This window comes from Paenibacillus fonticola DSM 21315, from assembly GCF_000381905.1.
Classification (GTDB): Bacteria; Bacillota; Bacilli; order Paenibacillales; family Paenibacillaceae; genus Fontibacillus; species Fontibacillus fonticola.
This window is the reverse complement of sequence record NZ_KB907279.1, coordinates 35,266-60,586: the sequence shown is the minus strand read 5'-3', so window position 1 is coordinate 60,586 and position 25,321 is coordinate 35,266. Positions and strand designations below refer to the sequence as shown.

Below are 25,321 nucleotides of genomic sequence, written 5' to 3'. Positions count from 1 at the left end.
GTTTGGTGGCAATGGCGGAGGGGTTCCACACGTACCCATCTCGAACACGACCGTTAAGCCCTCCAGCGCCGATGGTACTTGGACCGCAGGGTCCTGGGAGAGTAGGACGTCGCCAAGCAATTTGAAGAAGCACTGCTGATCTTTGAATCAGCAGTGCTTTTTTGTATTTTGCATCTTTTATACGAAGATACAGAGATACACATTTAATTAGCGAAGGACGTCGGAGTCTTAGAATATAAGGATATAAATACGATTCTGCTCTTTAGAAATAACGTTTTGCCCCTGCATATGCGGCGCCATAATAGTCATCCCCGAAGATGTACTCCAGTTGTACTCCGTCCCTTGGGTCTGTATCGGCGTTAATCATCAAATCGTTCCCTAAATAGATGGCGACGTGAGTGATTGTTTTTGAGCCATGCTCTTTAAAAAATACGAGATCCCCTTTTCTTAATTGATCTTTTGAAACATAGGTACCATATTGGTATTGCCAATTGGATGTACGGGGCAATTTGATGCCGGCTCTGCCATACACATATTGAGTGAATGACGAGCAATCCAATGCGACCCAGGGCTTTTCCCCGCCCCAAACATAAGGAACATCAAACTGGTCCCTTGCCACAGCGATGATATAGTCTGCTTTTTCCTCCCAACTCGCGCTCGGAGATATCGAAGGCGGGGCAATGGGGACATTGATCACTAGTCCGGGAAGTATGTCGTGTGGATTTTTTACTTTGGGATTGGCCTCAAGCAAATAGGAAAGGGGTATCCTGTTTTTTTGCGCAATGCCCCAAAACGTATCCCCAGCCTGCATCTTATATGTGGTCCTAGATACTTCGCTCGCAGATATTAGTCCCGCCGCCGGTTTATGACCCTGAGGAAGGCTGATCAGTAAACCTCTCCAAATATTCTCGGGGTCTACCAAGGAGTTGATTTTTTGCAGCTCGGACACATCAACATCAAATTTCTTGGCGATGGACCAAAAGGTCTCGTTACCATTTGCTGTATATTGATCGTATGGAACTGCAAAGCAAGTTTGCGAATGGATTGTACCAGCAAGTACAGCTACGGCGATAATCAGCTTCTTCAAATGAACTCCTCCGTTTATTTTCTTTATAGAATGTCCTGATCTTCAGTTTACTTATCCAGAGAATATGGTTTTATCTTGGATTTCACACTAACTTTATAACTACACTACAAATTAAGAAAAGGAGGCCTTGTGACAAAGACAAAGCATCGAAAAAGGTGGCAATTATGGAGTGGGCTCACTCGTACCTATCCCGTAACTCTTTTTTGCTGCATAGCGGAACCAGGGCCTGCAAGGAAGTCGCAAAACCGCAGCAACTTTTTTCTACGACTCCGCTTCACAGGTAGTAGATGCAGTAGTTTTGTTATGTACAGCAATCGGAAAAAAATCAACTATAAATCACAATTTTGTCTACTCAAAATGATGTAGCAAATTCGGTAGACTAACTATATGAACTTTTATCTTTGAAAGGAGTCTTGAGGTGAATAGAATAAACAGCACGAATAGCACGGGAAGAACGAATAGATTGAACACCATAAACCATTACGGCAGCATTGCCGCTTCTCATCGTGTTCTTGCTGTTCAGCCGCTGGATGATCGCAGGGCTTACTTCTGGAGCTATAAAAAGCTAATAACATTCGTAAAAGCTCGTCTTACGAGATACGATATGTTAAAAATATTCAAGGAATATGGAACACGATGAAGAATAATACAGTTAGAAGATAGTAGGGGAGGCAGACGGGATGAAGCTCCGTCGAAAAATCTTACTGGCGATTATACTTCTCGTGTTCATTCCGGTTATTCTGATGGGCGGCGTGTCGTACTATAGCTTCTCCAATGCAATGGAGAAAAAATCAAGCCACTTTTATTGGATCTCTTTGCTGGAAAGCGACAGAAAGCTGAAATTCGCGCTGAACGAAATAACGAATACTTCGAATTCGGCGATCACTCAGGATGTTATTCAGCTGGCGCTGAGGGTGCCGGGAGCAGGGGTAAGCTACGAGAGCAAGCAAGAGATAAGCAAATTGTTCAATCATCCGATGATTACTTCGTTCGCATTGTATACCGAAGATAAATTGTTCTACAGCTCTAATGAATCCACGGCATTCCAAGAACTGGGCGGACAGAGCTGGTACAAAAAAATGAAGCTGGCCGAAGGAAGACCGGTTTGGATTGGACCCGGGGAGAATGGTTCGGTCACTACGGGGAATCCGGTACTTATTCAGGCCCGCGTCATTAAGGATTACTTTTCTTTGGAGGATATTGGGGTCCTCGTCATATATATAAAGCCAGACATTCTGGATCAGGTGTTCTGGGAAGCGGCAACGCTAAAACAAGGAGATATTCTGCTGGTAAATACGCAGGGGAACATTGTATTTGATAAGTCTGGTGAGCATATCGGGGAACAGACTTCATTCCCGTTCCTGTCTGACGAATATTCCAACAGTAAAGGATACTATGTGGATAAGTATCTTGGAGAGAAATCACTGATCACTTATTTGCCATCTCATAATAAAGACTGGGTATTGGTAGCGATTACACCGTTTAAATTAATTGCCTCGGAATCTTTGTCGATTCGCAACATCGCCGTTATTTTGGTGTTAGTATCGTTAGTATCCGCATTTTTGTTTGACCGTTTCTTCGTTCGCAGACTGGTCAGCAGCATTATCAGCGTCGTGAATGGGATGAAGAGAGTTCAGCAAGGGATATTTGTACCGATTACTTCCACGCTGCCGGCGGATGATGAGCGGGATTTGCTGGTGGACGGCTTCAATCGGATGAGCACGCAAATCGATGAACTGATCGAGCAGGTGGAGACCGAGCAAAACCGCAAGAAAGAGGCGGAGCTGCAAGCACTTGTGGCGCAAATTAATCCGCATTTCATTTATAATTCTCTGGAATCGATCAATTCCATGGCCGTACTGCAGGGGAATAAAAGTATTAGCAAGATGGTCGTATCTCTTGGCAAACTGCTGCGGATCAGCATTAGCGAGAATCAGGAGTTGATCCCGCTGCAGATGGAGATGGAGCACGTCCGGCATTATATGGATATTCAGAAATTCCGTTTTGAGGATAAGTTTACTTATGACATGCACATATCGGATTCGCTTAAATACTATAAGACGCAAAAGCTGATTGTTCAGCCTATTGTGGAGAATGCGTTATACCATGCGATCGAACCAATGGAGGGCAGCGGAACGATCACGATCAGATCGCAGGAACAGGGCAGTGATATTTTTATATACGTTATGGATAATGGACCTGGCTTCGATCCGGAGACGCTGCGGAAAATGTGGAATAAAGATTGGGGCAATCTAAGGAAATACCGGGAAAACGGCGTCGGCCTTAAAAATGTTCATGAACGGCTGCGTATCCAATTTGGCGGGCATTACGGCATCATGATATGTTCTTCCCCGGGATTCGGGTCTACGATCCGAATTCGCATACCTAAAATTGTTTCGTAATGAACTTAACAATAGGTAAGAAAGGGGGAACAGTTATGAAATGGTTGCTGAATTGGGGTTGGATGCTGCTTTATACTACTGTTCTTGCCGTATCCGTTATAATCATAACAGCGGGCAACCGAGATCCGATTGAGGAGAATCAGAGCGAGAAGATCACTTTAACTTTTCGCCATTTTTGGATCAAGGAGCATGATCGGCCGATGCTGAACATTTTTGAGGACGTAGTGTCAGAGTATCAGAATGCCCATCCCAATGTAAAGGTGAATTTCGAAGGGATGGACCAGACTACGCATCGGGAACAGAAGCTGAAGAGCGAAATGGTAACCGGAACACCGCCTGATATGTTCGTGCTGTTTGGCGGGGCTGAAATCGAGCCTTACGTTCGGGCTAACCGCCTGATGGATTTAAGCCAATTTGTCAAAAATCGGGGATTGAAAGCGAAATACCGTGATCTGCAATTGTGGACCTTCGATAAGCGCGTATACGGGCTGCCGATCGAAGGAAATGCGGAGCCTTTGTATTACAATAAGATGATTTTTAACGAGCTTGGGCTTAAAGAGCCGAGTACGTTGTCCGAATTGGATCATGTGATTTCTGTTTTAAGGGATAATGGCTATATTCCATTTGCACTGGGCAATGAAGATCGCTGGCCGGCGGCTATTTTTGCTCATTATTTAATGGATCGGTATGCCGGGCCAGAATTGATCCAGGCCTTATCGCATGGGGATGACAATTACGACTTCCGCAATGAAAAATATTTGCAAGCTTATGAGCATTTGGACAGATGGGCGAAGTCAGGAGCGTTTGCCGCTTCGGCAAACGGCTACTCTACCGAAGAGGCCATTGCCCAGTTTACAAGCGGCAAAGCAGCCATGTATTTGAATGGGAACTGGGACATAAACCTATTTCACCGAAACGAAAAAGATACAAAATCTGCGACCAGTTTTCAGGATGAAGTGGGGGTTATTCCCTTTCCAGTTTTACGGCAAGGGGAGACAAAATCCATAGCAGGCGGATATACAATTGGGATTGGGCTGTCCTCCAATTTGGAGGATGCCAAGAAGGAGGCCGCCCTGGATTTGCTGGAGTATTTTTATACGGAGGAAGTGCAGAGCCGCATTGTATATGAAGGCCTGCGGCTGCCATCTATAAAGATCAGCTTTGACCCCGAAAGAACAGGTCCTGTATTTGCCCAGGTCATTACATTAATGGAGAAGAGTACACAGAGCTTTGTTCCATATGACAACGTACTGTCACCTGAGGTCAAAAGATCCTTTTTGAAGGGTTTGAAGGAAATGATCGGGGGCCAACTAGATGCGGGGGAAGCACTGGAGGAGCTGCAGCTCAGCTCAGAGCTTTATTGGGATCTGCGCAGTAGTTCTTTGCCCTTTAAGAATTCGGGAGGTGCAGTAAATGAGCTCGACGGAAGCGAAGTACAGAGTAATTCTGGTCGATGATGAGCCGATTATTCTACGAAGCTTGAAAGCGGCCATCCCTTGGGAAGAGCTTAATTTGGAAATTGCAGGCGAAGCCCGAAATGGGGAGCAGGCTCTTCAGTTAGTGCGGGAGACATCACCACATATGGTTATTAGCGATATTCGTATGCCTGGCCAGGACGGTATTTCCTTAATGAAGGAAGTATTGTCTGAAAATCCGCAAAGGTTATTTATTTTTATAAGCGGTTATGGTGAGTTTGAGTATGCTAGAGAGGCGCTCCGAGAGGGAGCTTTTGATTATTTATTGAAGCCGATTGATCATGATGAATTGATTGAGATGATTTTGCGGGCCAAGCGGCATTTGAACAGGCAGCAGGAGAACGACAAGCTGCTGCATTCTGTGCAAGTATTGTCTTTACTGGCCCGGGAGCGTTTATTCGCTGAATTTATTGAAGGAAATCAAAGCCCGCTGCAGCATATGCGCTGGTTGGAAAATAGTGAATTAGAGCAAGGGTATTTCATGGCTGTTGTTCAGCTCGATCACTTCTTAAAATTGAATGAGCAATGGCCGATGGATGAGAAGCGCCTCTGGTTGTTTGCTATTCGTAATATTGTCAGCGAATGGTCGTTGAATCAGGGGGGGCTAACAACATTTCCGTTCCATAGCGGGGAATGGGTTATATTATTTCCTAATACGCTAAGCGACAGAAAAGAAAGTCTGGGAAAGGACTTAATTGGGCAAATTAAAACAAATACAAAGCTGTCGTGCTCTGTAGGCTTTAGTCGAAGCAAGATCGGCATCGATCAGTTGAACGAAGCATACCAAAGCGCTGTTGAAGCATTGTATCAACGCTTTTATTCTGGTGAAGAAGGGGTATACGTCTACTCAAAGAGTGAGGAGACTTACTCCGCTTCTAATGTGAAATATCCGACGCAATTGGAGGAAGCGCTTCTGGAATGCGTCCGTACTTTGGATCGCCAGCAAATGCTGTATCTTTTTGATGAGATAAAAAGTTATTTGGAGCAACAGGCATTAACTAAGGAGCAGGCAGAGCGAATGATCGTCGAGCTTACTATTGTATTGTATCGGCAATTCGAAGGCATGAACCTGATGCTGGAATGGTCGATGGAAGGCTTGCTGCAGGAGCTCTACGCCTCATCCACTCTTAACGAGATGATTGCTGTACTGAAGAAATGCTTCGGGCAGTGGATCATGGAGAGTAAGGAGAATTATTCGCGCGGAGATGTGCAAGCTGTTATTGCCAAAGCCACCTCTTACATTATGCATAATTATCATAAAGATCTTAGCATTGAGGAGGTTTGCGAGTTGGCGGAGCTTAGCATAAGCCACTTTTGTATGCTGTTTAAGCAAGAAACAGGCTATACCTTCCTGGAGTATTTAACGCAATGCCGGATCGAAAAGGCGAAGTTTATTTTACAAAATACGAATGTGAAGGTGTATCAGGTAGCTCCATTAGTCGGGTATCAGGACCCAAGGTATTTCAGTCAGGTATTTAAAAAGATTACGGGCAAAACCCCTTCCGAATACCGGGAGGAGGCCGGGTAGTTTCGGCTCCACATCAAAAATTGCAGCATATAATAAAAACGAACGGCCGGTATTTCCGGCCGCTCTTATTTTGATAAATTTATTAACCGCTTACTAACGGTTCCGCTGCATCGAACCCATTATTAAACTCACGATAAAGACTAATACGATCGCGCCAATTAGTGCGGGAACGAAGTAGAAACTGCCGATGACCGGGCCCCAGTTGCCGAGAATAAGACTGCCCAGCCATGCACCGATAAAGCCCGCAACAATGTTACCGATAATTCCGCCGGGAATGTCCCTGCCCATAATGAGTCCGGCTAACCATCCAATTATACCTCCGATAATTAATGACCATAAAAAACCCATCATTATCACCTCATCCTTAGGATTAGTACGCCTGTTTACTATTAACCACCTTATGCATTTTTAAACATTTCGTTACTCGTTTGAAATCTCGAAGTTTGAAAATGCTACAGCCGCTTTCGCCGGAAATAAAATACGAATGCACAGGCTGCAAGCAGTACAAGCAATGATAGGCCTGCCGTTATGGCTTCTGTTGTCGTGCTGCCCTGCTGCTGGCTTTGCTGGCCAGCCCACCCAAATTCGCCTGGATTGCCGAATCCTTCAGGAGGGCTAAAGCCCATGCCGTCCGGGGAACGCCTTCCTCCCTGGAATCCCTCTTGGGGCGCTTGCCCGTCAGGAGCAGCAGTTTCCGGGTTGCCGAAGGAAGGGGCGGTCCCTTGCTGTGCCGGTGCTTCATGCTCTGACTCTGCCCGGTTAGCGCCTTGCCCGTTCTGTGAAGGGATGGGGGCCTGTGTCAGGGCACTCTGCCCTGCTTGCACTCGGTCTGCACCCTGCTGCTGATTTAGCGCCCCTTGGCTCTCCGGCCCTGCAGCTGCGCCTTGCTGTGTTTTCGCCCCTTGCTTGTTCCGGGCAACTCCAGCATCTTGCTGTCCTGCAGCTGCGCTTTGCTCTCCAACGGCTGCGGGAGCATCGACATGATTGCGGATGTCCGGTGCTGCGCCAGCCCCGAATCTGCCACCTATACCCCCGCCCATACCACCACCGCTGCCCGAACCATCCCCGGAGGAAGGAAGCGTTCCGGCGAGCTGCTGGGCAATGTTGTCGACCTGCTTCGCATTGGTCGCCATCAAATCCGTCACGCCTTGCAGATATTCCTCATACGTGTAGAATGCGTTAGGGTCCTGCTCAACGTATTCAGAGATCAACTGCTTCAATTGCTCCACGCGAGCGGAAAAGCTGTCCTCCGACAAATAACCTCCGATCGCCTCTTTAATGATGTCATGATATTTCTTTTTATAAGCATCCACCGCAAGCAGCTTGGCGACGAGAGGCCGATCAGCCAGTGCCCCTTGGGTAGGCTCGTCGATCAGCAGCGCTGTACCGGAATGTCCCGGTATTGCATTTGCCGCTGGATCCCCGTTGATTTCAGAACGTTCTTCTGCCTCGCTGGTTTGAAATTGCGACGGAGCAGCGGGGTTATTGCCTGTATCTTTGCCTGTACTTCCGTCTAGGTCATTTTCAGTGCCGTTCCCCGCTATAGGGTTGAGCCACAGCCCTCCTTGTTCAATGCCTCCAGCCGTGCCTCCACGGCCTCCAGACATGCCGCCGCGTCCCATGCCCATGCCGCCGCCCAATCCGCCGAAGGCCATGTTGTAGTCCCAAGGCAGAATCGAGAACACGCCGTCTTCCTCGTACAAATAGTAGTTCTGCTTATTTCCGCCGATGTAGCTGTCGGTATTGTTCGTGACCACGTTCAAGGCGATATACTTCAAGGCCTCCTCGACAAAGATCACACTTTCGTAATCGGTGCCATGATTGAGCTCGTCCAGCATATCGGTCAGCACGTTGCCATTCTCGGACTTGGACTTCAATTCCAACCCGGTATATAAATCGGGATCATCGCCCAGCCATATCAAATCGCTGCCGCTCCCTGTCATTACGCCTTTATACAAGGCACCGTAAGCATGATCGAAATGGCGCTCCAAGTACGCGGTCCCGATCTGCTCCATGGCCAGGTAGAAGCCCCAAAGCTCATCATTGATATAAATGTTGACGAATGAATATTTCGGCGTCGGCAGACCCATCGTTTCCGCCAGCTCGTAGGCGAGATATTCCCGCATAGAAGAGGCGTCGCTGTAATTGTTGTTCAGGTTGATTTTTTCCAGTCCGCCCAAGGTTTGATTCACGTATTCGTTAAAAGACAGCTTAAAGCTGTACCTGTCCGAATCGCTCATTTGCACCACGCTGCGCAGGGACAAGTTTCCTTTCGTACGGATGCCGATATTGTCGATCTGCTGTCCGTTGTAATTGACGGAGGCCGGTTTATATTCCTCGGCGCTGGCATTGTCCAGCATGTCCTGAAAATCGTCAGGATCAATCGTAATTTTGACGTCGATGACCTTATCTTTGGGAAATACGACCTCGTCGAGATACTCGGCCGCCGCTGTTCCAGAGGCTAGGTTATAAGCGCTGGTGGCAGCCGTGCCGTTATTGCTGGAAGATACGGATGCCGGCACATGGGCAGCGGAGCACGCGGCGAGCCCAATGGACATAAGTACAAGGGACAGGCTCTTTAGAGCGCTCTTCAGCCTAAAGGTCATGATACATAATCCCCGTTGTAGCTGATCAGCACCGCGTTTCTCACTCCGTCCAGCTCGGAGATCCGGTTGACGAACACGCCTTCACTGTCGCGGAGGCGAACCTCCAGCGTCATCTCGATGTTGCCGGGAGATACGGTTTTTTGCTTCACATTATAGCGTTTGACAAGTCCGGATATGGCCCGGTGAATCGCCTGCTCGCTTTCATCGCCGCTGCAGTTGATCACAAGCAGATAAGGGGTTTCCAATGCAGAGTTCTTGATGAACAGGAACAGCACCAGCCCAATAATGACGGAGCCAATGGCCGCTAGCGTATAGAAGCCAGCCCCAGTGACGATGCCTGCGGCAGCGGCCCAGAACAGGAAGATCAGATCGGTAGGATCTTTGATCGGCGTTCTGAAGCGGACGATCGACAGGGCGCCGACCATGCCAAGCGACAGGATCAGGTTGGAATTGATCGCGATGATGACCATCGCCGTCACCAAGGTCATACCGATCAAGGAGACGTTAAAGCTTTTTGAGTACAGCACGCCGCTGAATACCCTTTTGTACAGAATATAAATAAATAAGCCAATGATAAATGCGATGCCCAGTGTGATAAGAATTTTGGACAGGCTGATATCGGATGTAAAGTTGTTTAGCACCGACTTCTTGATAATGTCGCTAAAGGTGGTAGATGATGCATTTGTGGTCGTTTCCATAGTGATTAATAATCCTCCCATGAGTTTTCTTTAAGATATTTGCAGCAAATGACGTATTTCGATGCGGATTGGCGGGTAAGCCCATCAAACTGGATCGCGGCCCGGATTGTCTCAGGGATGAATTCATCGTATTTGACTTCCAGAATGATGAGCTTATCGTCAATCGCGGATACCGGTCGCAATTGATGATCGAAAATATCGATCGCATGCAGCCCGGTTCTTAAATCCTTGTCAAATGTAATCCGGACGTTGCCATTTGCAAAGACGAACGGCTCGCGCACGTAATCCACGATGACCTTTGGTCTAAGCAGCCGGTGGTTCATCTGCTGATAGAGCTCCATTAGAAGCGGCTTCTCCGGTACATTAAGGACTTGGAAGTCGCCGTCAAGGATTGAATGGTACATATCGCGGGTGATGGGCTCCTTCACCTTGGCGATGTAGTCGTTCAGCTTGATTTTTTTCTCAAAGTGAATCACGTCGTCCTGCATATTGTAGATGCGAATGCGGTATTTGCTGCGCTGGCGGATTCCCCCCAGCTTTTCGTGCAGCGCCGTATTATCAATGTCGTCGAAATAGAGGCTGCGGATGTGGTACTCCCCGTTAGAGCCTGTATGCCGATCATGATCCATCAAGTTGACCAGACGCTGCCGCAAAAGGAAATATTGCTGCCGGTTGATTAAAAATTTGAGTTCGTGCCGAAAGTTGAGTTTTGTGCTCATGATGCATGTACACCTCTTTTCTTGGGAAATTGGCTATATCGTTCATTGCTGGTTCATACTGCTCTACTCTGTGCGAGTTAGGATATATGTTAGCAACCGTTCCTGATTTCTCACTTAATGTAAACTGAATGTAAACTGAAAGTTAATTACAGAGGAGCGAAGATATAGATGTGGACGTAGAAAAGAATGTAGAACAAAGACGCAGAAAGAAAAACGTAGACGAGGGACGCAGAAAGAAGACGTAGAACGAAAAAACGCAGAACGCAGGATTGAAGAACGCAGAACGGGCTGGCAAATAGGTAGAGGGGAAAGGAGAAAAAAATAGAAGGACCAAAGAATACTGTAAGTAACATGAGATGCCGCCATTGCAGTAAAAACGTTGGTGGTATCATATCAGCAGCTAGTGACGGCATCAACAGCTAGCCTTACGCTCAGCTCATGTTCCAGACATTCCTTCAGTCCTCTTAACATTTGAGAGGATAGAGTATTTGGAGTATTCAGATGTGATGGTCTAAAAATTCATATACGGGCTTTAGCCCAGCTGCTATAAATGAACAGCTCAATCGCTTCCAGTACGCCGTCTCCATAGCTGTTGACGCATACGTAATCAGCTATTTCCTTGAGTTTGTCCGGACTGTTGGCTACGGCGACGCCTATACCCGCTGTCAGCAGCATCGGCAGATCATTCATCTGGTTGCCGATCGCCATAACTTCTTCAGGTCGAACTTCGAGCTTCTGCATCAGCAGCTTCAATGCAGTGCCCTTGCTGACGTGGCCGGCAACCAGCTCAAGGTAGTTAAGCTCGGATTGGAAGGCGGCGGCAGCGCCAGCAAGGGCAGGAGCCCACTTCATCCATAAGGAATAACTTGTCTCAACCGGCCCCAGCAGGATGACTTTGTCCAACTCACAGTCTCTCCAGACCATTTCCTCCTCGTAAGAAATTACCGAGCAGGTGACACACTCTTTATGCTCATAGTCCGCGATGTCCGTTGTATGGCGGAAGGTGTAAACCTGATCCCCGCGATACAGGAGTATGTTAAGGCCTGCTTCATTGGCCTCACGCAGCAATCCGCTGAGCAGGCCGGCATCTAAACCGTTCCTCTCGGCAATAGCTCCTCTGGCCGTTGCCATTACGGCTCCGTTGCACAATATAAGCGGAAGCTGGATTCCCAGTTGTCTGGCGATTGGCATCGCGGTGATATAGGGGCGTCCAGTTGCAAGCGAGAACCATCCGCCCTGCGATTGGTACCGCTGGATGGCTGCGATGAGCAGGGGGGACAGCTGTTGGCTTGGAGAGAGCAGCGTCCCGTCCAAGTCGCTGACAATTAATCGTATTTCGCTCACCGAAAACTACCCTTTCTTTCGCCTGATATTATTTTATGACAGACCTGTTCTTGATTACTTTTATGGTGGCGTAATATGCTTTCAATTCATAAAGCGTACAATACCCTTGCTTGAATACAGCCCGGATACTCCGATTAGCATAATAATAAGACGGAAATCCCAAAAATTTAGCAATCCATTGAGTGCGCCTAATGTGAAAAGAGTTGGAAATCACCGTAGATGTTTTTAGATTGAACCGCTGCATAATTGTTTGGCAGTTGCTAATGTTTTGAACTGTATCCCTCGCATGTTGTTCCAGTACAATTTTGTCTTGATTGACACCGTGTTGTACCAGGTAATCCTTCATAATCACTGCCTCGGATTGAGCAGATGTTACGGGTCCGCCGGTCAAAATTATTTTTTTGTAGTCATACATTTCCAGCAGTTCAAGCGAAGCAGCTAAACGGTCAAGCAGCAGCGGATGGATGCGATCATCATCACACTTATATCCTAATATAATCATCGCGTCTGTCCCTTTTTTATGAAGAGGGGCCGTATGCATCCATGAGAAATACAGCAGCAGAGCGACAAGCGGGCAGACAATCAAACCCAGCAGCATTATCATCATCTCTCATTCCTTTTACGCATAAAGTTCAGCCTTTTATCCCGGAAGTCATCATGCCTTCCATAACGAAGCGTTGATTGAATACATACACAATAATCAGCGGCAGAATCGTAATGACAGAAGCGGAAAGCAGCAAATTCCAGTCCGTCGTATACTCTGATTGAAATTGTGACAAACCGAGGGTCAGCGTTCTCAGCTGTGGCGACTGAATGTAGAGAACCGGCCGCAGAATTTCATTCCAGTTGTTCATAAAGGCGATAATAAACAGCGTAGCGAGAGAGGGTTTCGCAACCGGCATAAATACATGCCAATATACTTTCAGGGGAGAGCACCCGTCAATGATCGCGGCCTCCTCTAGGCTCGCGGGTACCGATTCGAAAAATTCCTTCAGCATAAAGGTTCCAAATGCCCCCACAAGTAATGATGGGACAATCAGCGGGGCATAGGTGTTTAGCCAACCAAGCTTGGAAAACAACAGAAACTCAGGAATGATCGTAACTTCGGTGGGCACCATCATCGTGGCTACGAGCAGTGCAAAAATCATTTGCTTTCCTTTGAACTGCATTCTGGCGAAAGCAAATGCGGCAAGAGAGCAAGTAAGTAGCTGGCCTAACGACGAAGTGACCGAGATAAACGAACTGTTCCATATATAACGGAGAAAATTATGCTTGGTGAGCACCTTAAAATAGCTGTCCCACATTCCCGGTTTAAACAATAAATCAGGAACCCATTGCGGCGGAATTTCAAATACGGCGCCCGATGACTTGAAAGAAGAGAGCACCATCCAGAAAAAAGGGAATACAGTTGCAATGCTGTACACTGTCAAAAATACATAAACGATCAAGCTCTTGATCTGTTTGTTCCGCTTCATTGGTAGTTCACCCACTTTTTCTTAACAACGAAGTTAAGCCAGGTAATAATTAACGTAAAGAAAAATAAAATGTAGGCTAAACCGGAAGCATAGCCCATCCGATAGTGGACGAATGCGTTTTGATAAATGTAATACGAAAGGGTTGTAGTGGTCTGATAAGGACCGCCTCTGGTCAAGGAATAGGTAATATCAAACGTATGGAACGACTGGATAATCGTAATAATCAGTACAAAAAAGAGAGTCGGCGTCAATAAGGGCAATGTAACTGAGAAGAAAGAGCGCGCCTCGTTTGCCCCGTCAATCCTGGCCGCCTCACGTAGCTCGCCGGGAATATGCTGGAGGCCGGCTAAATAAATAATCATCTGATAACCTACAGACTTCCAAATATACACTACTATGAGAGTGCCGAGTGCGTACTTTTGATCCCCCAGCCAAGAAGGCGAACTCGTCAGGTGGAATATCCGGTTTAAAAGGCTGTTCAGAACACCGAATTGCGGGCTTAAAATCCAGTCCCATAAAATGCCGACAGCAACAACAGAGGTAATAACGGGCATAAAAAACAAACCCCGAAAAAAATGTATCCCCCTCAGCCTTTGATTGAGCATTACAGCGAAAAACAGCCCGAGAACACATACCCCTGCCGTGAAAAAAAATGAAAATTCAAACGTTCTTTTCAATACACTCCAAAATTCTTCCGAACGGAACATGTGAACATAGTTGCTTAATCCTGTCCATTGGGGAGGTGAATAAATGTCCCAGTTCGTAAAACCCGCGAATATCGAAATGGCAATAGGAATCAGTCTGAAAAAGAGCAGTCCCAGCACTGTCGGTATTAAAAATAAATACGCATAGTTGTTATAAAATCGCAAACAGTCACGCCCTTGTGAAAAAAATGGTGGAAGGTTCCCGGGATAGGAACCTTCTTTCAACGATTTATCATCTATTCATCATCATTATTTGGTACGGTTCAAAACCTCAAAGGCATAATTCAAAGTCTCATTGGCATATTTAGTCACGCTGGCAATCGCATCGTCCAGGCTTTTTATACCATCCAATACCTGATCCAGTTCACCGTTCAAGCCAGAGCCTTCTGCGGCACCGTAGCCTCTCCATTCGGACCAGGCTATCGTATAAGAGTTACGGCCTACATAGTTGCCTTGTTCCAGAATAAAATCTTTATTGGCAGGCTGCATATCCGCTTCAAGCCACTCCTCGGACAGAGCAACCGGTTTATAAATAGGAACTTTACCGCCTTGATAATGTTCCACGCCTCTTGACTCGCCGGTCATAAATTGAATGAACTTCCAAGCCTCCTCTGTATGCTTCGAAGTGCTCGAAATCGCTAAGTTATCCGGCCAGCCATAAGTAACTTGGTCTTTATAATGAGGGCCCCGCGGTACAGAAGTCATCCCCCATTTAAAATTATCGCCAATGACATTTGGGTTGTTATCAATCATAAAGGAGCCGTCGACCCACATCGCTGCTTTTCCCATTGCAAAAATGTCTTCTTGCTTAATTCCTTTCATATCTTTAGGAGCTGGAGAAACTTTGTCCGCTGTAGTCAAGTCCGTTAAAAATTTTAATGTTTCTTTTCCGTTTTTGTTGATCTCAAATTGGCTTTTCTCCGGGTTTAGAATGTCCCCGTTATTTTGGTACAGCCAAGGCTCGATTTGTGCATAACGCCCAAAGAACCAAAAGCCCCACTGATCCGTCGTTCCGTCACCGTTCGTATCTATTGTCAGCTTCTTAGCGGCATTCCGGAACTCTTCCCATGTCCACTCTTCGGTTGGATAGGATAAGTTGGCCTGATCGAACATATCCTTGTTGTAATACAGCACAGTGGTTACCCAAGCATAAGGAAACGCGTACATGTCTCCTTTTTCCTTATCCGGATAACGTACCGCGTCGAAAATGCTTGTAAAATAATCGTCCTGTTTAATATCGCGATCGATCCATGTTTGTAAATTTGCAAGAAGGCCTTTAGATGCCCACTCGTCAATATAACCAGAACTCATATCAAACACATCCGGCATTTCTCCGGAAGCGGCCATCGCGCTGATTTTCGTCCAATAATCGGCAGGTTTATAGCTCTGCATCGACACTTCAATGTTCGGATTTTCCTGTTGGAATTTCTGGATCATCTCCCCGAGGGCTTCTTCTTGAGAGGGATCCCAGCTAAAATAAGTCAGCTTAACTTTCTCATTTGCCGACAGGCTGCTTGCAGATTTCGTCTCGCTGCCGCCATCTTTGTTAGCACACCCTGCCAAACCTCCTAAAATTATTATTAATGCGGACAAGATTAAAGTTATCTTTTTCAAAATGAATTCTCCTTTTCCTACCCTGGAATATAGTTTTTGCGGATCTAATTAGTAAACTCAATCTAACGATAAACTTTGATATTGGCCTGTACCGGTGATGATTAGATGAGTAATGACCAGACAGGCAGGTATCCGGCTTCAAAAAAGCAAAGCGATGGATAGGCATAATAAAAAGACGATTAAGATAACAGAAAAAAAGCATACCACCTCCCATTAACAGGGTAATAAGCAGTCTGCTTCAGGGTTATCTCATCGTCTCCACCCGTCCACAACCATTATTATATTGTTTGGTTTACCAAAATCGCATATCTCCAACAGAGACAAAATCAGCTCCATGCTGCAGAGCACTCTCTATTTCGGCCTGATGCCGGATCAGTCCTCCGACGATCAATGGCCGGTGCAGCACGGTCTTCAGCTCGCGGATAATTCGCGGCATTAATCCTGGCATCAGTTCTACTTCATCCGGCTTTGCTTGCTCTATGACCTTGATTGCCGTATCGACAGCAGCTGTATCGATGGCAAAAATGCGCTGAATTGAACGAATTCCGGCCTGCCGGGCTGCCGCAATGGCGTTGCTCTTCGTCGATACGATTCCATCGGCTCCGAACTTTTTCGCTAAGTAGTGAACCGCAGAATGATCGCGGCCCAAACCGCCCACCATTTCCAAATGCACGTATACCTGCTTATCTGTTTTTTGCAGCCGTTCCATAATGTCTGCCATTTGCAGGATGTCTCCCGTCATAAGAATGACCCGCTGCACCTGGCTTTGCACGGCGGCTTCAATTTGCTCAGGCTTGGTGATGGAAGCGATGATCGGCATAGGCATATGTAATTTGCACGGGCCCTGTTCCACAAGCGGCTCTTGATGCATATATGGTTGGATCACATGCATGTCCCCTTTGCTGATTTATACTCTAAGTTACACTTCAATTGTTAGGGTTCAATTAAGCAAGTGTTAGCGGAATGTAATGATGCAATTAAATTCCAATCGATAATAATGAGGATTAAAGAAAAGCAATGATAAAAGAGGGCCAAGTGGTATTAAACATACCTCTAGGCCCTCTTAATTCGGTTGGATGTGGTTGACCAACATCATGAGATGCCAAGCCCCACGCGTTGGGAACTGCTTAAAGTTTGGTCTGCGTGTTATTGACATACCGCTTGCGGCCCTGGAGCAATAAGAGGAGCGCAGGCGGCAGAACGATGAGCAGGAGAATCAGTCCCCACAGCAGATCACGCGGCCCTACGATGTGATCCGTAAGCAGCCGGTAGTAAGCGTAGAGCGAGTAAGGAAGCACAAGTACGATAGAGGTCAAGACGCCCGGGGTATACAGCCTGAAGTAGACGGATTGGAAGACATGGGTAAACACATGCAGAAAGAATAAATGCAGGGCGGCGATAAAGGGCAGATAGAAGGAGTAAAACACAGCGAGTACCGTAACGGTCACAATGACGATGAATACGGCCAGAACGTCCTTGGCAAAATTCAAGGTGTTCAATTGAAACGAAGCCTGGTACAGCTTGCGGGCAAACGGGGGCAGCGAGCTTTGAACGCGCGCTCCATGCTGCGTAACCCAGCGCTCTATCGTAAGAATTTCCTCGAAGTCATGAAACACAAAAATGATAGGAAACAGCCATAACAGACTTAGAAAATGAATGTGTTCATTTAGCTGGATCAACGCGTCTATTAACATGATTCTCACGCTCCTAGAGATAAAATATCATATTTATGGATGGGAAATCCATTGGATGTCTCTATTCCAGCTAAAAAAGAGGTACAGCTTGTCCATGGTGACAAGCTGTACCTCTTTGCATGATTAGTTCTCGATTACGATCCGATCGAGCTTCAGATTAACCGGGTTGGCGATCGTATCGCCTACTGGACATTTACTCTCCAGAAAATGTACGAACTCTTCCACTTTTTCACGAGGGGAGCTGGTTTTAACATAGAACGTATACCGTATATCGGAGTATCCCGGACGAACGTCCGACCGATTGAAGAAGCCGTCCAAATCGATATCGCCTTCTACTTCCACGCGGAAATCCTCGAGCTCAACATCGAATTTCGGGGCGTACACCCGGGCGACAATTGCCTGACATGCGCCGAGCGAGGCCAGCAGCGCCTCGACCGGATTCATTCCGGTATCCGTTCCGCCCAAGCTCTTGGGCTCATCGATGATCAGTTCGAATTGGCGGGAAGCCGTCTTGACTTGTACGCCGTTTTGCAGGTGTGCAGTTGCTTTGAAGGTTTGTACAGCAGCCATTACTTCATCTCTCCTTTGTTTAAAACATACTTATCCGCTAGGTTTTATTGAATTATATGCCTGGATTACCCGAATGTCAATACAAAAGTAATGCGGACGGGACATTCACACATCTCAGACTCCTTCAATACTGTGTACTACGAAGGAGGATTGGGAATTATGCTTTACGATCAAGCTCTTATGAACGGGCTGTCGCCCAAAGAAGACGGCTGGAAATACGATGCTTATCGGCAGTTTGCGCTGAAGCTGGCTGACACGGAATATTTATTTCCTTGCATTCCGGCAACGATCGGCTTTAAACGGGGGCAATTCAGATACGGCTTCGTCAGTGACCCTCGTAGGGATGAGGCAGTGGCAGAGCTGGCTGGTCTGCTGGGGAGCTTCGGTGAGGAATCGCGGAGCTTCGGGAAATACACATCGTTGATACTCTTTTTCGAGACGCCGCAAGAGCTGGTAGAGAGAAGTAACGTGGAGGAATACAGGAATATCTTCTGGAGGCTGCTGCGCAAAGTTAGGGAACTGGATGACCGGGATTGGCCTGAGCATATCCCTACAGATCCCCATGATCCGCTCTGGGAATACTGCTTCAACCAAGAGCAATATTTCGTGTACAGTGCCACTCCGGCCCATCGTCTGCGGCAAAGCCGGCATTTTCCTTATTTTATCATGGCGATTACGCCCCGTTGGGTGCTTGTGGAGTTTAACGCATCAGGTGAAGCTGCAGCCCATATTAGGACTAAAATCAGGGAGCGAATCCTTGTGTATGATGCAGCCGGCATTCACCCCGATCTGAACAGCTATGGTAGCGATAATAATTTCGAGTGGAAGCAGTATTTTCTCGGGGATGATTCGGCTCCATCAGCTTCACGCTGCCCTTTTTCCGGTTTTCGCTCCAATAAAACTTGACCTGGTAGTCGTACAATCCTCCCTCCCGGAATAAAATGGTACAAGTTCGGGCGACGATTTGCGCCATGGGAGGAGAGGATGAGGCTTGAGTTTGTTTGTTAGCTATCTTTTACTGGGATTGTCGCTGGCTGCGCCGATCGGCCCCATTAATGCCGCACAAATGGACCGGGGGATTCGCGGCGGCTTTTGGAATTCCTGGGTGCTGGGACTCGGGTCTTTGTGCGCCGATTTTATATTTATCGGCCTCGTTTACTTCGGCACGGTTCACTTCCTGCAGGTTCCTTTCGTAAAAACCTTTCTTTGGCTGTTCGGCAGCTTCGTGCTCCTGTACAGCGGCTGGGAGGGGCTGAGGGGAGCGAGAGAGATAGCGGAATATCGGAACGCCAGGCAGGAGTCCCTATATAAATCCTTTGGGGCGGGCTTCTTCCTGTCGATTTCCAACCCTTTGTCGATCATGTTCTGGCTGGGGATTTACGGCTCAATCTTGGCGAAGGCGGCTCAAACCTACGGCACGAAGGAGCTCGTCCTTTATACTTCTGCAGTCGTAATGGGCCTGGTGATTTGGGATTTGACCATGGCGGCCATGTCCAGCGGGTTTCGCCGGCTGTTGACTCCGCGCCTTTTGACGGGCATTTCCGTGCTTTCCGGGCTGTCGCTCATTGCCTTTGGCTTTTATTTCGGTTGGCAGGCCTGTCTTGAGCTGTTCGGTTAACATCGTTAAAACGCACATAAGCTTCTTAGAGCTGGACATTTGGCGTATTCGGTTCTTTGGCTAATCTGGATATGAACGTTGGGTACAGAAGCAAGGGCAAGGCCCGGCATCGGGCGCAGCGCGTACAGATTAGCACAAAGGAGTGGGGGAAAGCATGCCAAAGATTGCGGACAAATATTTGGCGGTAGATCCGTGGAAGGTCGTGGAGGAAGGTTTTGATCCGGGGCGGAACCGGGTGTCGGAATCGATTTTTTCACTAGGCAACGAATATATGGGGGTCAGGGGGTATCCGGAAGAAGGGTACCGCGGGGACACGCTTCTCGGCAGTTACTTTAACGGGCTGTTTGAAGAAAGCAAAGTGGGGGCGCATTACAAGGGGATCATCCAGTCGCTGCGCTTCATGGTCAACGCGGTGGATTGGCTCTATACGCGGATTATGGCGGACGGAGAGATCTTTGACATGGCGGCGAGCGCGTTCTCGAACTTTCGGCGCGAGCTCGATTTCAGGAGCGGAATATATAAACGTGAATTGGTATGGCATCTGGCTAACGGCAAAAGGCTTAAATTGACGTTCGAGCTGTTTTGTCAGCATGCGCATATCGAACCTGGGCTGTCAGCGCATTACCTTTGAGCCGCTGAATTTCTCCGGCACGATCCGGGTCATAGCGGGCCTGGACTTTGCCGTGCTGCACGAAGATCAGGGGCGCATGTACTGGGAGGCGGTGCGGTGCGGCGAACAGAATGGGAATACCGCCATACTTGGCCGGACGGTACAGACGAAGAACCGCCTGTTCTCCGGGTTTCGGCTGGAGGCGACCGATGTGGTAGAGGACGCGGCGGCGACGGGAGCAACGCATGCGATGGGCGCTTTATCGGCCGGGAGCTTCTGCTTAGCTTGAAACAAGGCCAAAGGACGGTTATGGACAAGCTGACGGTAAATCTGGCGGGAAAAAGACGTAAGCCGCTCGGACGAGGAAAAAAATATGGAACGAACGGGCAGCAAAGCGCTGGGGCTTAGGCCGTCCGAATGCGTTGTATTGAGGATGCCGCTGCAGGAGTGCAGGCGGGAAAGGCGGCTGGCTGCAAGGTGGTGGGGATCGACAGCCACGATATTTTGCAGCAGGCAGATCGCGTAATTGCTGGACTATATGAACTAATTTAATCAAATCAAGCGAAACTAAATTTATTCGTTTTAGCGATCCTGCTTTTTGGGCAGGATTGTTTTTTTGCGTGAGCATGAAAAGTGGGAGAGGACAACGCTTGGATCTTTCGCAGCCAGGTAGGGCTGCGTTAAAAGCTGGCGCTCCCCGGGGGACCGGGGGGCTCTGCAGCAGAATAGCGCACACCGGAGCAGAATAGCGCACATCGGAGCTGGATGCTCCGATGTGAGTAGTGTTCCTCGGGCCCGATGGCAGGCAGCAGGCTAGCCGGGCGCGTCCTGCTGCACTACACTCACCCGGTGGGGCTGCAAGACGAGCCCGGGGCGAGGTGCTCCAGGATGCGCCTAAGGTGAAGTGTTGCAGGATGAGTCCATGGTGAGGGCTGCAGGGTGCGCTCCCGGCATGTAGTGCTGCCGGATGATACTCCCCGTGTGGTTGCTCACAAATGGAGGGCCATTGTCTGTAAAAGCTAAATGTATTTTATACATCTAGTTAAGCTCTTTTATCAAAAATCCATGCATTAAATGTAAAAGATGCAGTTAGTTGGCCTGAATGGAGCTCATTCGTTGAAATCGCCTAAAACTAAATGTAGGTTTTGCAGTTAGTTCCCCCTAACAATGCAAAAACCGATGAACTAACTGCATAAAATACATTTAGTTACCTAATCATGACCATCTAGCAGTTACGTTTATTGGATGGAAAGACTCCACTTTTATTAGAGGGCGTGAGGAATGTGCAGGAATTGTTCCAGTCTAGGGCTAATTTGAAGGAAGGCAGGTGATCATTTTGCGCTTTAGCATCATTCAGGCCAATTGTATGGAGATACTCGGAGAAACTCTGCATTATTGCAGTATTTCCGCAACCAAACTTGAACCCACCGAATTGGCCGTGTGTTATGACGTGGACCGGGTAGCAGAATCGAAGAAATGCCCATGATGTGCATAGAAATGCGCATACTTGCCCGTTTTCGCAATTGATATAGTTGAGATGCCGGGGGTGCATGGCAGGTGAAAATAAGACTAAAAAGTCCGCTCTACAGAATGAATGTGAAGCGGCAGCTTATTTTGCTGTTTCTGGTCGCAATCATTCCGTTATTTGTCCTGAACGCTTATGGCAACTACCGGGCTGGGCAAATATTGAAGCAGCATGTGACGAACGCCTACATCGAGCTGAACAAGCAAAACTTCAAGCTGATCAGCCGGGATATCGAAGCGATCAACAAGGTGAGCTCGACCGTATTCCAGAATGCGCTGCTGCAGAAATTGAATCCGGTTTCAAGGGAGGAGACGGTGCTGGAACGGGTAAAAAACTACGAAAACCTGGAGAAAGTTCTGGCTTCTTACTCCCAGGACAGTGACGAACGTGAACCGCTGTATTATTCGCTGTACGTTTACGATCCTGACACTACATACAGCTTCGCTCCCTTCTATCCGGGGCCTCGCAAATCAGGTGTATATTTTTTTGACGACGCGGAGAAGCCGGAATGGTTCGATGAGGCAATCGGGAAGAAGGGGCGCGGATATTTGCGGCTTGTGGAGCATTTGTCTCCGCCCACAAGGGGGCAGAGCAGCCAAAAAACACTGGCCTATATCCGGGCCATAAATAGTATTTACACAAATGGAACGATCGGCGTCCTGGTGGTGACGAACTTGGATGCCCGGATCGGCGAATCACTGCGGACGGTATCGCTGCCGGAGGGGGAGCTCTTTTTTACCGATGGGGAGAACCGGATATTGGCGGCCAGCACACCTGGGCATGAGGCCGTGCTGAGCTTGCCTGCGGAGGCTGATTCTGGCGAGGCGATGATCGGGGTGACGGATGTCATTACCGACAAGTTTATTTATGTCATTAATTATAATTACGTTCTTCAGCAGAAGCTCGTATACAAGGTCCCCTTGCAGGCACTGCTCCAGCAGCAGAACGAGATCAAACAGGTGATCCAGCTGATTTCAATCGTTTATTTTGCGGTTGGCCTGTTTATTTTGCTGTATTTCTGGCGTTCACTAATGACGCCGTTGCAGCGGCTGGTGTATTTCGTAAGAAGATACGAACCCGGGAACGTTGTCCCGGAAACGCCGAGGATGAAGAGAAACGACGAGATCAGCGTGCTGATTTATACGATATACGACATGGCGCGGCGCCTGAATTCGCTAGTGCATTACAAATATGCGATGGACTTGAAGCAGAAGGAAAGCCAACTGCAGCTGCTGTATCAGCAGATCAATCCGCATTTGTTGTACAACACGCTAGAGAGCATTTATTGGAAAAGCACACTAGAGGGCAATACGGCCTCCGCCGAAATGATCAAAGAGCTGTCCAAGCTGATGAAGATCAGCCTGAGCCGGGGCAGGGAGCTGATTACACTGGAGGAAGAGCTGGAGCATGCCTCGGCCTATATCAAGCTGCAGCAGCACCGGTACGAATATCAGTTTCACGTTGGCATCGATATTCCGGCGGAGCTGCTTCCGGCAGCCATTCCCAAAATTACGCTGCAGCCGCTTATCGAGAACGCAATCATCCATGGGGTGAGGCATATGGGAGAAGACGGCGAAATATGGATCAGCGCCTCTGGAGATGAAGAGCATCTGTTCATTCGCATTGAGGATAACGGTTATAAGTCTGTGGACTATGACAGGATCAATCGTCAACTGCATGAAGAGAACCCTGACCCGTCGTTTGGTTACGGGATTCGCAATATTAACCAGCGCATCAAGCTGCACTTCGGAGCGTCTTTCGGATTGAGCTATGCCGGACGCCCGGGAGGCGGCACCAGGGTGACACTGCATCTTCCGAAGACATTCCAAGGACGTGAGCAGCAGGAACCGGGCGATGATAGCCGACTGACGTAGCAAGCAGGAGAAGACAGCAATCAGGCGCAGCAAGCAGAAGATAGCAATTAGATGTAGCAAGTAGCAAGCAGATGGCAGCGAGTAAACGGCAACAAGTAAACGACAGTAAGCAGTGGCAGCAAGCAGATGGCAACAATCCAAATAACAACAACATAACAGACACAACGAACAGGTACAACAAGCAGACACAACGAACAGGTACAACAAGTAGACACAACGAACAGGCAGAACAAGCAGACACAACAAACAGAAACAACAAACAGACGCAACAAGCAAATGTAACAGCAAAATAGCAGGCAAGCGTAACAAGAAACATCACAGGCAGGGGGAGTGCATATGTACAACATTTTGCTCGTTGACGATGAACCGTTGATTTGCAAAGGCTTGGCGGGATTGCTGCAGGAATCCGGGCTGAACCTGGGCTTGGTGCATACTGCCTACAGCGGCCAGGAGGCGCTTGACAATATTCGCATGGAAGAGATCGATTTGCTCGTCACGGACATACAGATGGGAGAAATGAGCGGCATCGAGCTGATGCAGCAAGCCAAACTGATCAAACCCTGGGTCCAGACGATTATTATTTCAGCCCATGAAACGTTTCAATATGCGCAGATGGCGCTTCGGCTGGGGGCGAAGGACTACCTGATCAAGCCGTTGAATAGCGAGCAATTTCTCGATTCGGTGCGGAACGCTCTGCTCAAAATGGATAAGCCGTTTCCGCCAATCCATGATTATTTGACGCCGGAAGCAGAGCACTTTCAAATGGAGGAGCTTGAGCCGAAGCAGAGCGAAGGGCTGAAGCGGTTGCTGGCTGGCCCTGTCCCCGCTGCGGCCGGCATGACTTTGGATGAGTCCGTGGTACAGCAAGGAGAGCTGGGTCTGCGGGGGCCTTATTTTGCCGTGATGAAATTGAAGCTGGATTTGCCGGTCAAAGATCATGGCGCTTATACTGCCCGGGATCACCAACTGCTCGAATATGCGGCTCTAAATGTGACGAAGGAGCTGCTCTTCCAGGAATGGAATGCGTTGTCCTGCTGCACCGCAGAAGGGGAAATCTCTCTGGTGCTCCAATGGAACGAGCAGGGATACGCCGAACTGGACGTCAACAAAATCAATCAGCTTGAGATGATTGGCCGCAGCCTGCACCATCATGTTCACAAATATTTGGGTGTGGCCACCATGATTGGTGTCAGCCAAATTCTGAAGGGAGCGGAGTTCTTGCCCGTGCTGGCGCAGCAGGCCGGAAAAGCGATACAGTGGGGCGAAGGACATGGGGATTATCATGTGTTCTATTACGGCGATTTTAATTGGCATAACTACGCTAAAGACCCTTCCGCCGAGGAGCTGACGACACAAAGCAACCGGATCGTCGAAAGCGCCAGACTTTACATTGAAGCGAATTACAATCAGAAGGGACTGACCATCCATGAAGTCGCAAAGAAAAATCATGTCAGTCCCAATTACCTTAGCTATTTGTTCAAAAAGAACACCGGCCACAATTTGTGGGAATACGTGGTCAAGCTGCGTATGGAGGAGAGTAAATCCCTCATTTTGAATACCGACCTTCGCCGCTACGAAATTGCGGAGCGCGTCGGTTATGAATCCCCGGAGCATTTCAGCAAAATTTTCAAAAAATATTTCGGTGTCAGCCCAAGCGAGCTGAAGAAGTAAGAACGGCTATAGTTCGCATAGTTTTGCACATGTTCGGCGCCCCCTCGTTTTTTTAAGATAAAAGAAAGGTTCCAAGTTAGACATTACAGAGGAGTGAGGGAGTCGCG

Annotated in this window: 24 protein-coding genes, 1 rRNA gene and 1 pseudogene; 13 read left to right on the top strand and 13 right to left on the bottom strand. The window is 48.1% G+C overall.

Features of this window, described 5'->3' with window-relative positions:
* The first annotated feature begins 1 nt into the window (after window position 1).
* Window positions 2–118 (top strand): 5S ribosomal RNA (rrf, locus tag G358_RS0125870).
* A 144-nt stretch (window positions 119–262) separates the two neighbouring features.
* Here the strand turns inward: rrf and G358_RS30915 are convergent.
* Window positions 263–1,087 (bottom strand): C40 family peptidase, encoded by an 825-nt coding sequence (locus tag G358_RS30915; protein ID WP_019640168.1) that lies wholly within the window; start codon window positions 1,085–1,087, stop codon window positions 263–265.
* A gap of 476 nt (window positions 1,088–1,563) precedes the next feature.
* Here G358_RS30915 and G358_RS34445 point away from each other — a divergent pair.
* From G358_RS34445 to G358_RS0125850, 4 genes and pseudogenes are all read left to right on the top strand, one after another.
* Window positions 1,564–1,656 (top strand): annotated as a pseudogene (locus G358_RS34445) (carbohydrate ABC transporter permease); the annotation flags it as partial.
* 111 nt (window positions 1,657–1,767) lie between these two features.
* On the top strand, window positions 1,768–3,489 hold the full coding sequence (locus G358_RS0125860; RefSeq protein WP_019640167.1) for a sensor histidine kinase: 1,722 nt from the start codon (window positions 1,768–1,770) through the stop codon (window positions 3,487–3,489).
* A gap of 35 nt (window positions 3,490–3,524) precedes the next feature.
* On the top strand, window positions 3,525–4,946 hold the full coding sequence (locus G358_RS0125855) for an ABC transporter substrate-binding protein (protein WP_019640166.1): 1,422 nt from the start codon (window positions 3,525–3,527) through the stop codon (window positions 4,944–4,946).
* Window positions 4,903–6,492: a response regulator gene (locus tag G358_RS0125850; RefSeq protein WP_019640165.1), complete on the top strand. Its 1,590-nt coding sequence runs from the start codon at window positions 4,903–4,905 to the stop codon at window positions 6,490–6,492. Before G358_RS0125855 ends, G358_RS0125850 begins: the two co-directional genes overlap by 44 nt.
* Window positions 6,493–6,585: 93 nt before the next feature.
* Here the strand turns inward: G358_RS0125850 and G358_RS0125845 are convergent, their stop codons facing one another.
* From G358_RS0125845 to G358_RS0125790, 12 genes are all read right to left on the bottom strand, one after another.
* Window positions 6,586–6,840, bottom strand: a complete 255-nt coding sequence (locus tag G358_RS0125845) for a GlsB/YeaQ/YmgE family stress response membrane protein (protein ID WP_019640164.1) — start codon at window positions 6,838–6,840, stop codon at window positions 6,586–6,588.
* A 104-nt stretch (window positions 6,841–6,944) separates the two neighbouring features.
* Window positions 6,945–9,098 (bottom strand): CotH kinase family protein, encoded by a 2,154-nt coding sequence (locus G358_RS0125840; RefSeq protein ID WP_019640163.1) that lies wholly within the window; start codon window positions 9,096–9,098, stop codon window positions 6,945–6,947.
* On the bottom strand, window positions 9,095–9,796 hold the full coding sequence (locus G358_RS0125835; RefSeq protein ID WP_019640162.1) for a DUF4956 domain-containing protein: 702 nt from the start codon (window positions 9,794–9,796) through the stop codon (window positions 9,095–9,097). The genes G358_RS0125840 and G358_RS0125835 overlap by 4 nt, the downstream gene beginning before the upstream one ends.
* A 5-nt stretch (window positions 9,797–9,801) precedes the next feature.
* Window positions 9,802–10,515, bottom strand: coding sequence for a polyphosphate polymerase domain-containing protein (locus G358_RS0125830; protein WP_019640161.1), 714 nt, complete (start codon window positions 10,513–10,515; stop codon window positions 9,802–9,804).
* Window positions 10,516–11,034: 519 nt separating this feature from the next.
* The gene (locus G358_RS0125825) at window positions 11,035–11,859 is read right to left on the bottom strand and encodes a Cof-type HAD-IIB family hydrolase (RefSeq protein WP_019640160.1); all 825 of its coding nucleotides are present in this window, start codon (window positions 11,857–11,859) and stop codon (window positions 11,035–11,037) included.
* A gap of 28 nt (window positions 11,860–11,887) precedes the next feature.
* Entirely contained in the window at window positions 11,888–12,466 is a 579-nt protein-coding gene (locus tag G358_RS0125820) for a YdcF family protein (RefSeq protein WP_084662903.1), read from the bottom strand.
* Window positions 12,467–12,491: 25 nt separating this feature from the next.
* Window positions 12,492–13,334 carry a carbohydrate ABC transporter permease gene (locus G358_RS0125815; protein ID WP_019640158.1) on the bottom strand — a complete coding sequence of 281 codons (843 nt, stop codon included), beginning with the start codon at window positions 13,332–13,334 and terminating at the stop codon, window positions 12,492–12,494.
* The gene (locus G358_RS0125810) at window positions 13,331–14,203 is read right to left on the bottom strand and encodes a carbohydrate ABC transporter permease (RefSeq protein WP_019640157.1); all 873 of its coding nucleotides are present in this window, start codon (window positions 14,201–14,203) and stop codon (window positions 13,331–13,333) included. The genes G358_RS0125815 and G358_RS0125810 overlap by 4 nt, the downstream gene beginning before the upstream one ends.
* Window positions 14,204–14,287: 84 nt before the next feature.
* Complete coding sequence (locus tag G358_RS0125805; RefSeq protein WP_019640156.1) at window positions 14,288–15,652, bottom strand: ABC transporter substrate-binding protein; 1,365 nt, start codon at window positions 15,650–15,652, stop codon at window positions 14,288–14,290.
* 292 nt (window positions 15,653–15,944) lie between these two features.
* Window positions 15,945–16,544 (bottom strand): glycerol-3-phosphate responsive antiterminator, encoded by a 600-nt coding sequence (locus G358_RS0125800; RefSeq protein WP_084662902.1) that lies wholly within the window; start codon window positions 16,542–16,544, stop codon window positions 15,945–15,947.
* Between the two features lie 235 nt (window positions 16,545–16,779).
* On the bottom strand, window positions 16,780–17,346 hold the full coding sequence (locus G358_RS0125795; RefSeq protein ID WP_019640154.1) for an HXXEE domain-containing protein: 567 nt from the start codon (window positions 17,344–17,346) through the stop codon (window positions 16,780–16,782).
* 123 nt (window positions 17,347–17,469) lie between these two features.
* Window positions 17,470–17,916 carry an OsmC family protein gene (locus G358_RS0125790; RefSeq protein ID WP_019640153.1) on the bottom strand — a complete coding sequence of 149 codons (447 nt, stop codon included), beginning with the start codon at window positions 17,914–17,916 and terminating at the stop codon, window positions 17,470–17,472.
* Window positions 17,917–18,075: 159 nt separating this feature from the next.
* On the opposite strand from G358_RS0125790, the gene G358_RS0125785 reads away from it, so the two are divergent.
* The 8 genes from G358_RS0125785 to G358_RS0125740 all read left to right on the top strand — a co-directional run bounded on the left by G358_RS0125785 (window position 18,076) and on the right by G358_RS0125740 (window position 25,214).
* Complete coding sequence (locus G358_RS0125785; protein ID WP_019640152.1) at window positions 18,076–18,822, top strand: YqcI/YcgG family protein; 747 nt, start codon at window positions 18,076–18,078, stop codon at window positions 18,820–18,822.
* An 85-nt stretch (window positions 18,823–18,907) separates the two neighbouring features.
* Window positions 18,908–19,534 (top strand): LysE family transporter, encoded by a 627-nt coding sequence (locus tag G358_RS0125780; RefSeq protein ID WP_019640151.1) that lies wholly within the window; start codon window positions 18,908–18,910, stop codon window positions 19,532–19,534.
* Window positions 19,535–19,688: 154 nt separating this feature from the next.
* On the top strand, window positions 19,689–20,165 hold the full coding sequence (locus G358_RS31960; RefSeq protein ID WP_026342472.1) for a hypothetical protein: 477 nt from the start codon (window positions 19,689–19,691) through the stop codon (window positions 20,163–20,165).
* A complete protein-coding gene (locus tag G358_RS31955) occupies window positions 20,125–20,433 on the top strand; it encodes a hypothetical protein (protein ID WP_026342471.1) in 309 nt (102 codons plus the stop codon). Before G358_RS31960 ends, G358_RS31955 begins: the two co-directional genes overlap by 41 nt.
* Entirely contained in the window at window positions 20,430–20,552 is a 123-nt protein-coding gene (locus tag G358_RS34325) for a hypothetical protein (RefSeq protein WP_019640150.1), read from the top strand. Before G358_RS31955 ends, G358_RS34325 begins: the two co-directional genes overlap by 4 nt.
* Before the next feature lie 9 nt (window positions 20,553–20,561).
* Window positions 20,562–20,696 carry a hypothetical protein gene (locus tag G358_RS34320; RefSeq protein ID WP_019640149.1) on the top strand — a complete coding sequence of 45 codons (135 nt, stop codon included), beginning with the start codon at window positions 20,562–20,564 and terminating at the stop codon, window positions 20,694–20,696.
* A 1,005-nt stretch (window positions 20,697–21,701) separates the two neighbouring features.
* Window positions 21,702–23,543, top strand: a complete 1,842-nt coding sequence (locus G358_RS0125750) for a sensor histidine kinase (RefSeq protein WP_051107735.1) — start codon at window positions 21,702–21,704, stop codon at window positions 23,541–23,543.
* A gap of 336 nt (window positions 23,544–23,879) precedes the next feature.
* Window positions 23,880–25,214, top strand: coding sequence for a response regulator (locus G358_RS0125740; protein WP_019640146.1), 1,335 nt, complete (start codon window positions 23,880–23,882; stop codon window positions 25,212–25,214).
* Window positions 25,215–25,321 lie beyond the last annotated feature (107 nt).

Bases quoted from the DNA above. Each gene is read 5' to 3' on its own strand.
- G358_RS0125860 (WP_019640167.1), top strand. From the start codon at position 1,768: ATGAAGCTCCGTCGAAAAATCTTACTGGCGATTATACTTCTCGTGTTC.
- G358_RS0125855 (WP_019640166.1), top strand. From the start codon at position 3,525: ATGAAATGGTTGCTGAATTGGGGTTGGATGCTGCTTTATACTACTGTT.
- G358_RS0125850 (WP_019640165.1), top strand. From the start codon at position 4,903: ATGAGCTCGACGGAAGCGAAGTACAGAGTAATTCTGGTCGATGATGAG.
- G358_RS0125845 (WP_019640164.1), bottom strand. From the start codon at position 6,840: ATGGGTTTTTTATGGTCATTAATTATCGGAGGTATAATTGGATGGTTA.
- G358_RS0125840 (WP_019640163.1), bottom strand. From the start codon at position 9,098: ATGACCTTTAGGCTGAAGAGCGCTCTAAAGAGCCTGTCCCTTGTACTT.
- G358_RS0125835 (WP_019640162.1), bottom strand. From the start codon at position 9,796: ATGGAAACGACCACAAATGCATCATCTACCACCTTTAGCGACATTATC.
- G358_RS0125830 (WP_019640161.1), bottom strand. From the start codon at position 10,515: ATGAGCACAAAACTCAACTTTCGGCACGAACTCAAATTTTTAATCAAC.
- G358_RS0125820 (WP_084662903.1), bottom strand. From the start codon at position 12,466: ATGATGATAATGCTGCTGGGTTTGATTGTCTGCCCGCTTGTCGCTCTG.
- G358_RS0125815 (WP_019640158.1), bottom strand. From the start codon at position 13,334: ATGAAGCGGAACAAACAGATCAAGAGCTTGATCGTTTATGTATTTTTG.
- G358_RS0125800 (WP_084662902.1), bottom strand. From the start codon at position 16,544: ATGCATGTGATCCAACCATATATGCATCAAGAGCCGCTTGTGGAACAG.
- G358_RS0125795 (WP_019640154.1), bottom strand. From the start codon at position 17,346: ATGTTAATAGACGCGTTGATCCAGCTAAATGAACACATTCATTTTCTA.
- G358_RS0125790 (WP_019640153.1), bottom strand. From the start codon at position 17,916: ATGGCTGCTGTACAAACCTTCAAAGCAACTGCACACCTGCAAAACGGC.
- G358_RS0125785 (WP_019640152.1), top strand. From the start codon at position 18,076: ATGCTTTACGATCAAGCTCTTATGAACGGGCTGTCGCCCAAAGAAGAC.
- G358_RS31960 (WP_026342472.1), top strand. From the start codon at position 19,689: ATGCCAAAGATTGCGGACAAATATTTGGCGGTAGATCCGTGGAAGGTC.
- G358_RS31955 (WP_026342471.1), top strand. From the start codon at position 20,125: ATGCGCATATCGAACCTGGGCTGTCAGCGCATTACCTTTGAGCCGCTG.
- G358_RS34320 (WP_019640149.1), top strand. From the start codon at position 20,562: ATGCGTTGTATTGAGGATGCCGCTGCAGGAGTGCAGGCGGGAAAGGCG.
- G358_RS0125740 (WP_019640146.1), top strand. From the start codon at position 23,880: ATGTACAACATTTTGCTCGTTGACGATGAACCGTTGATTTGCAAAGGC.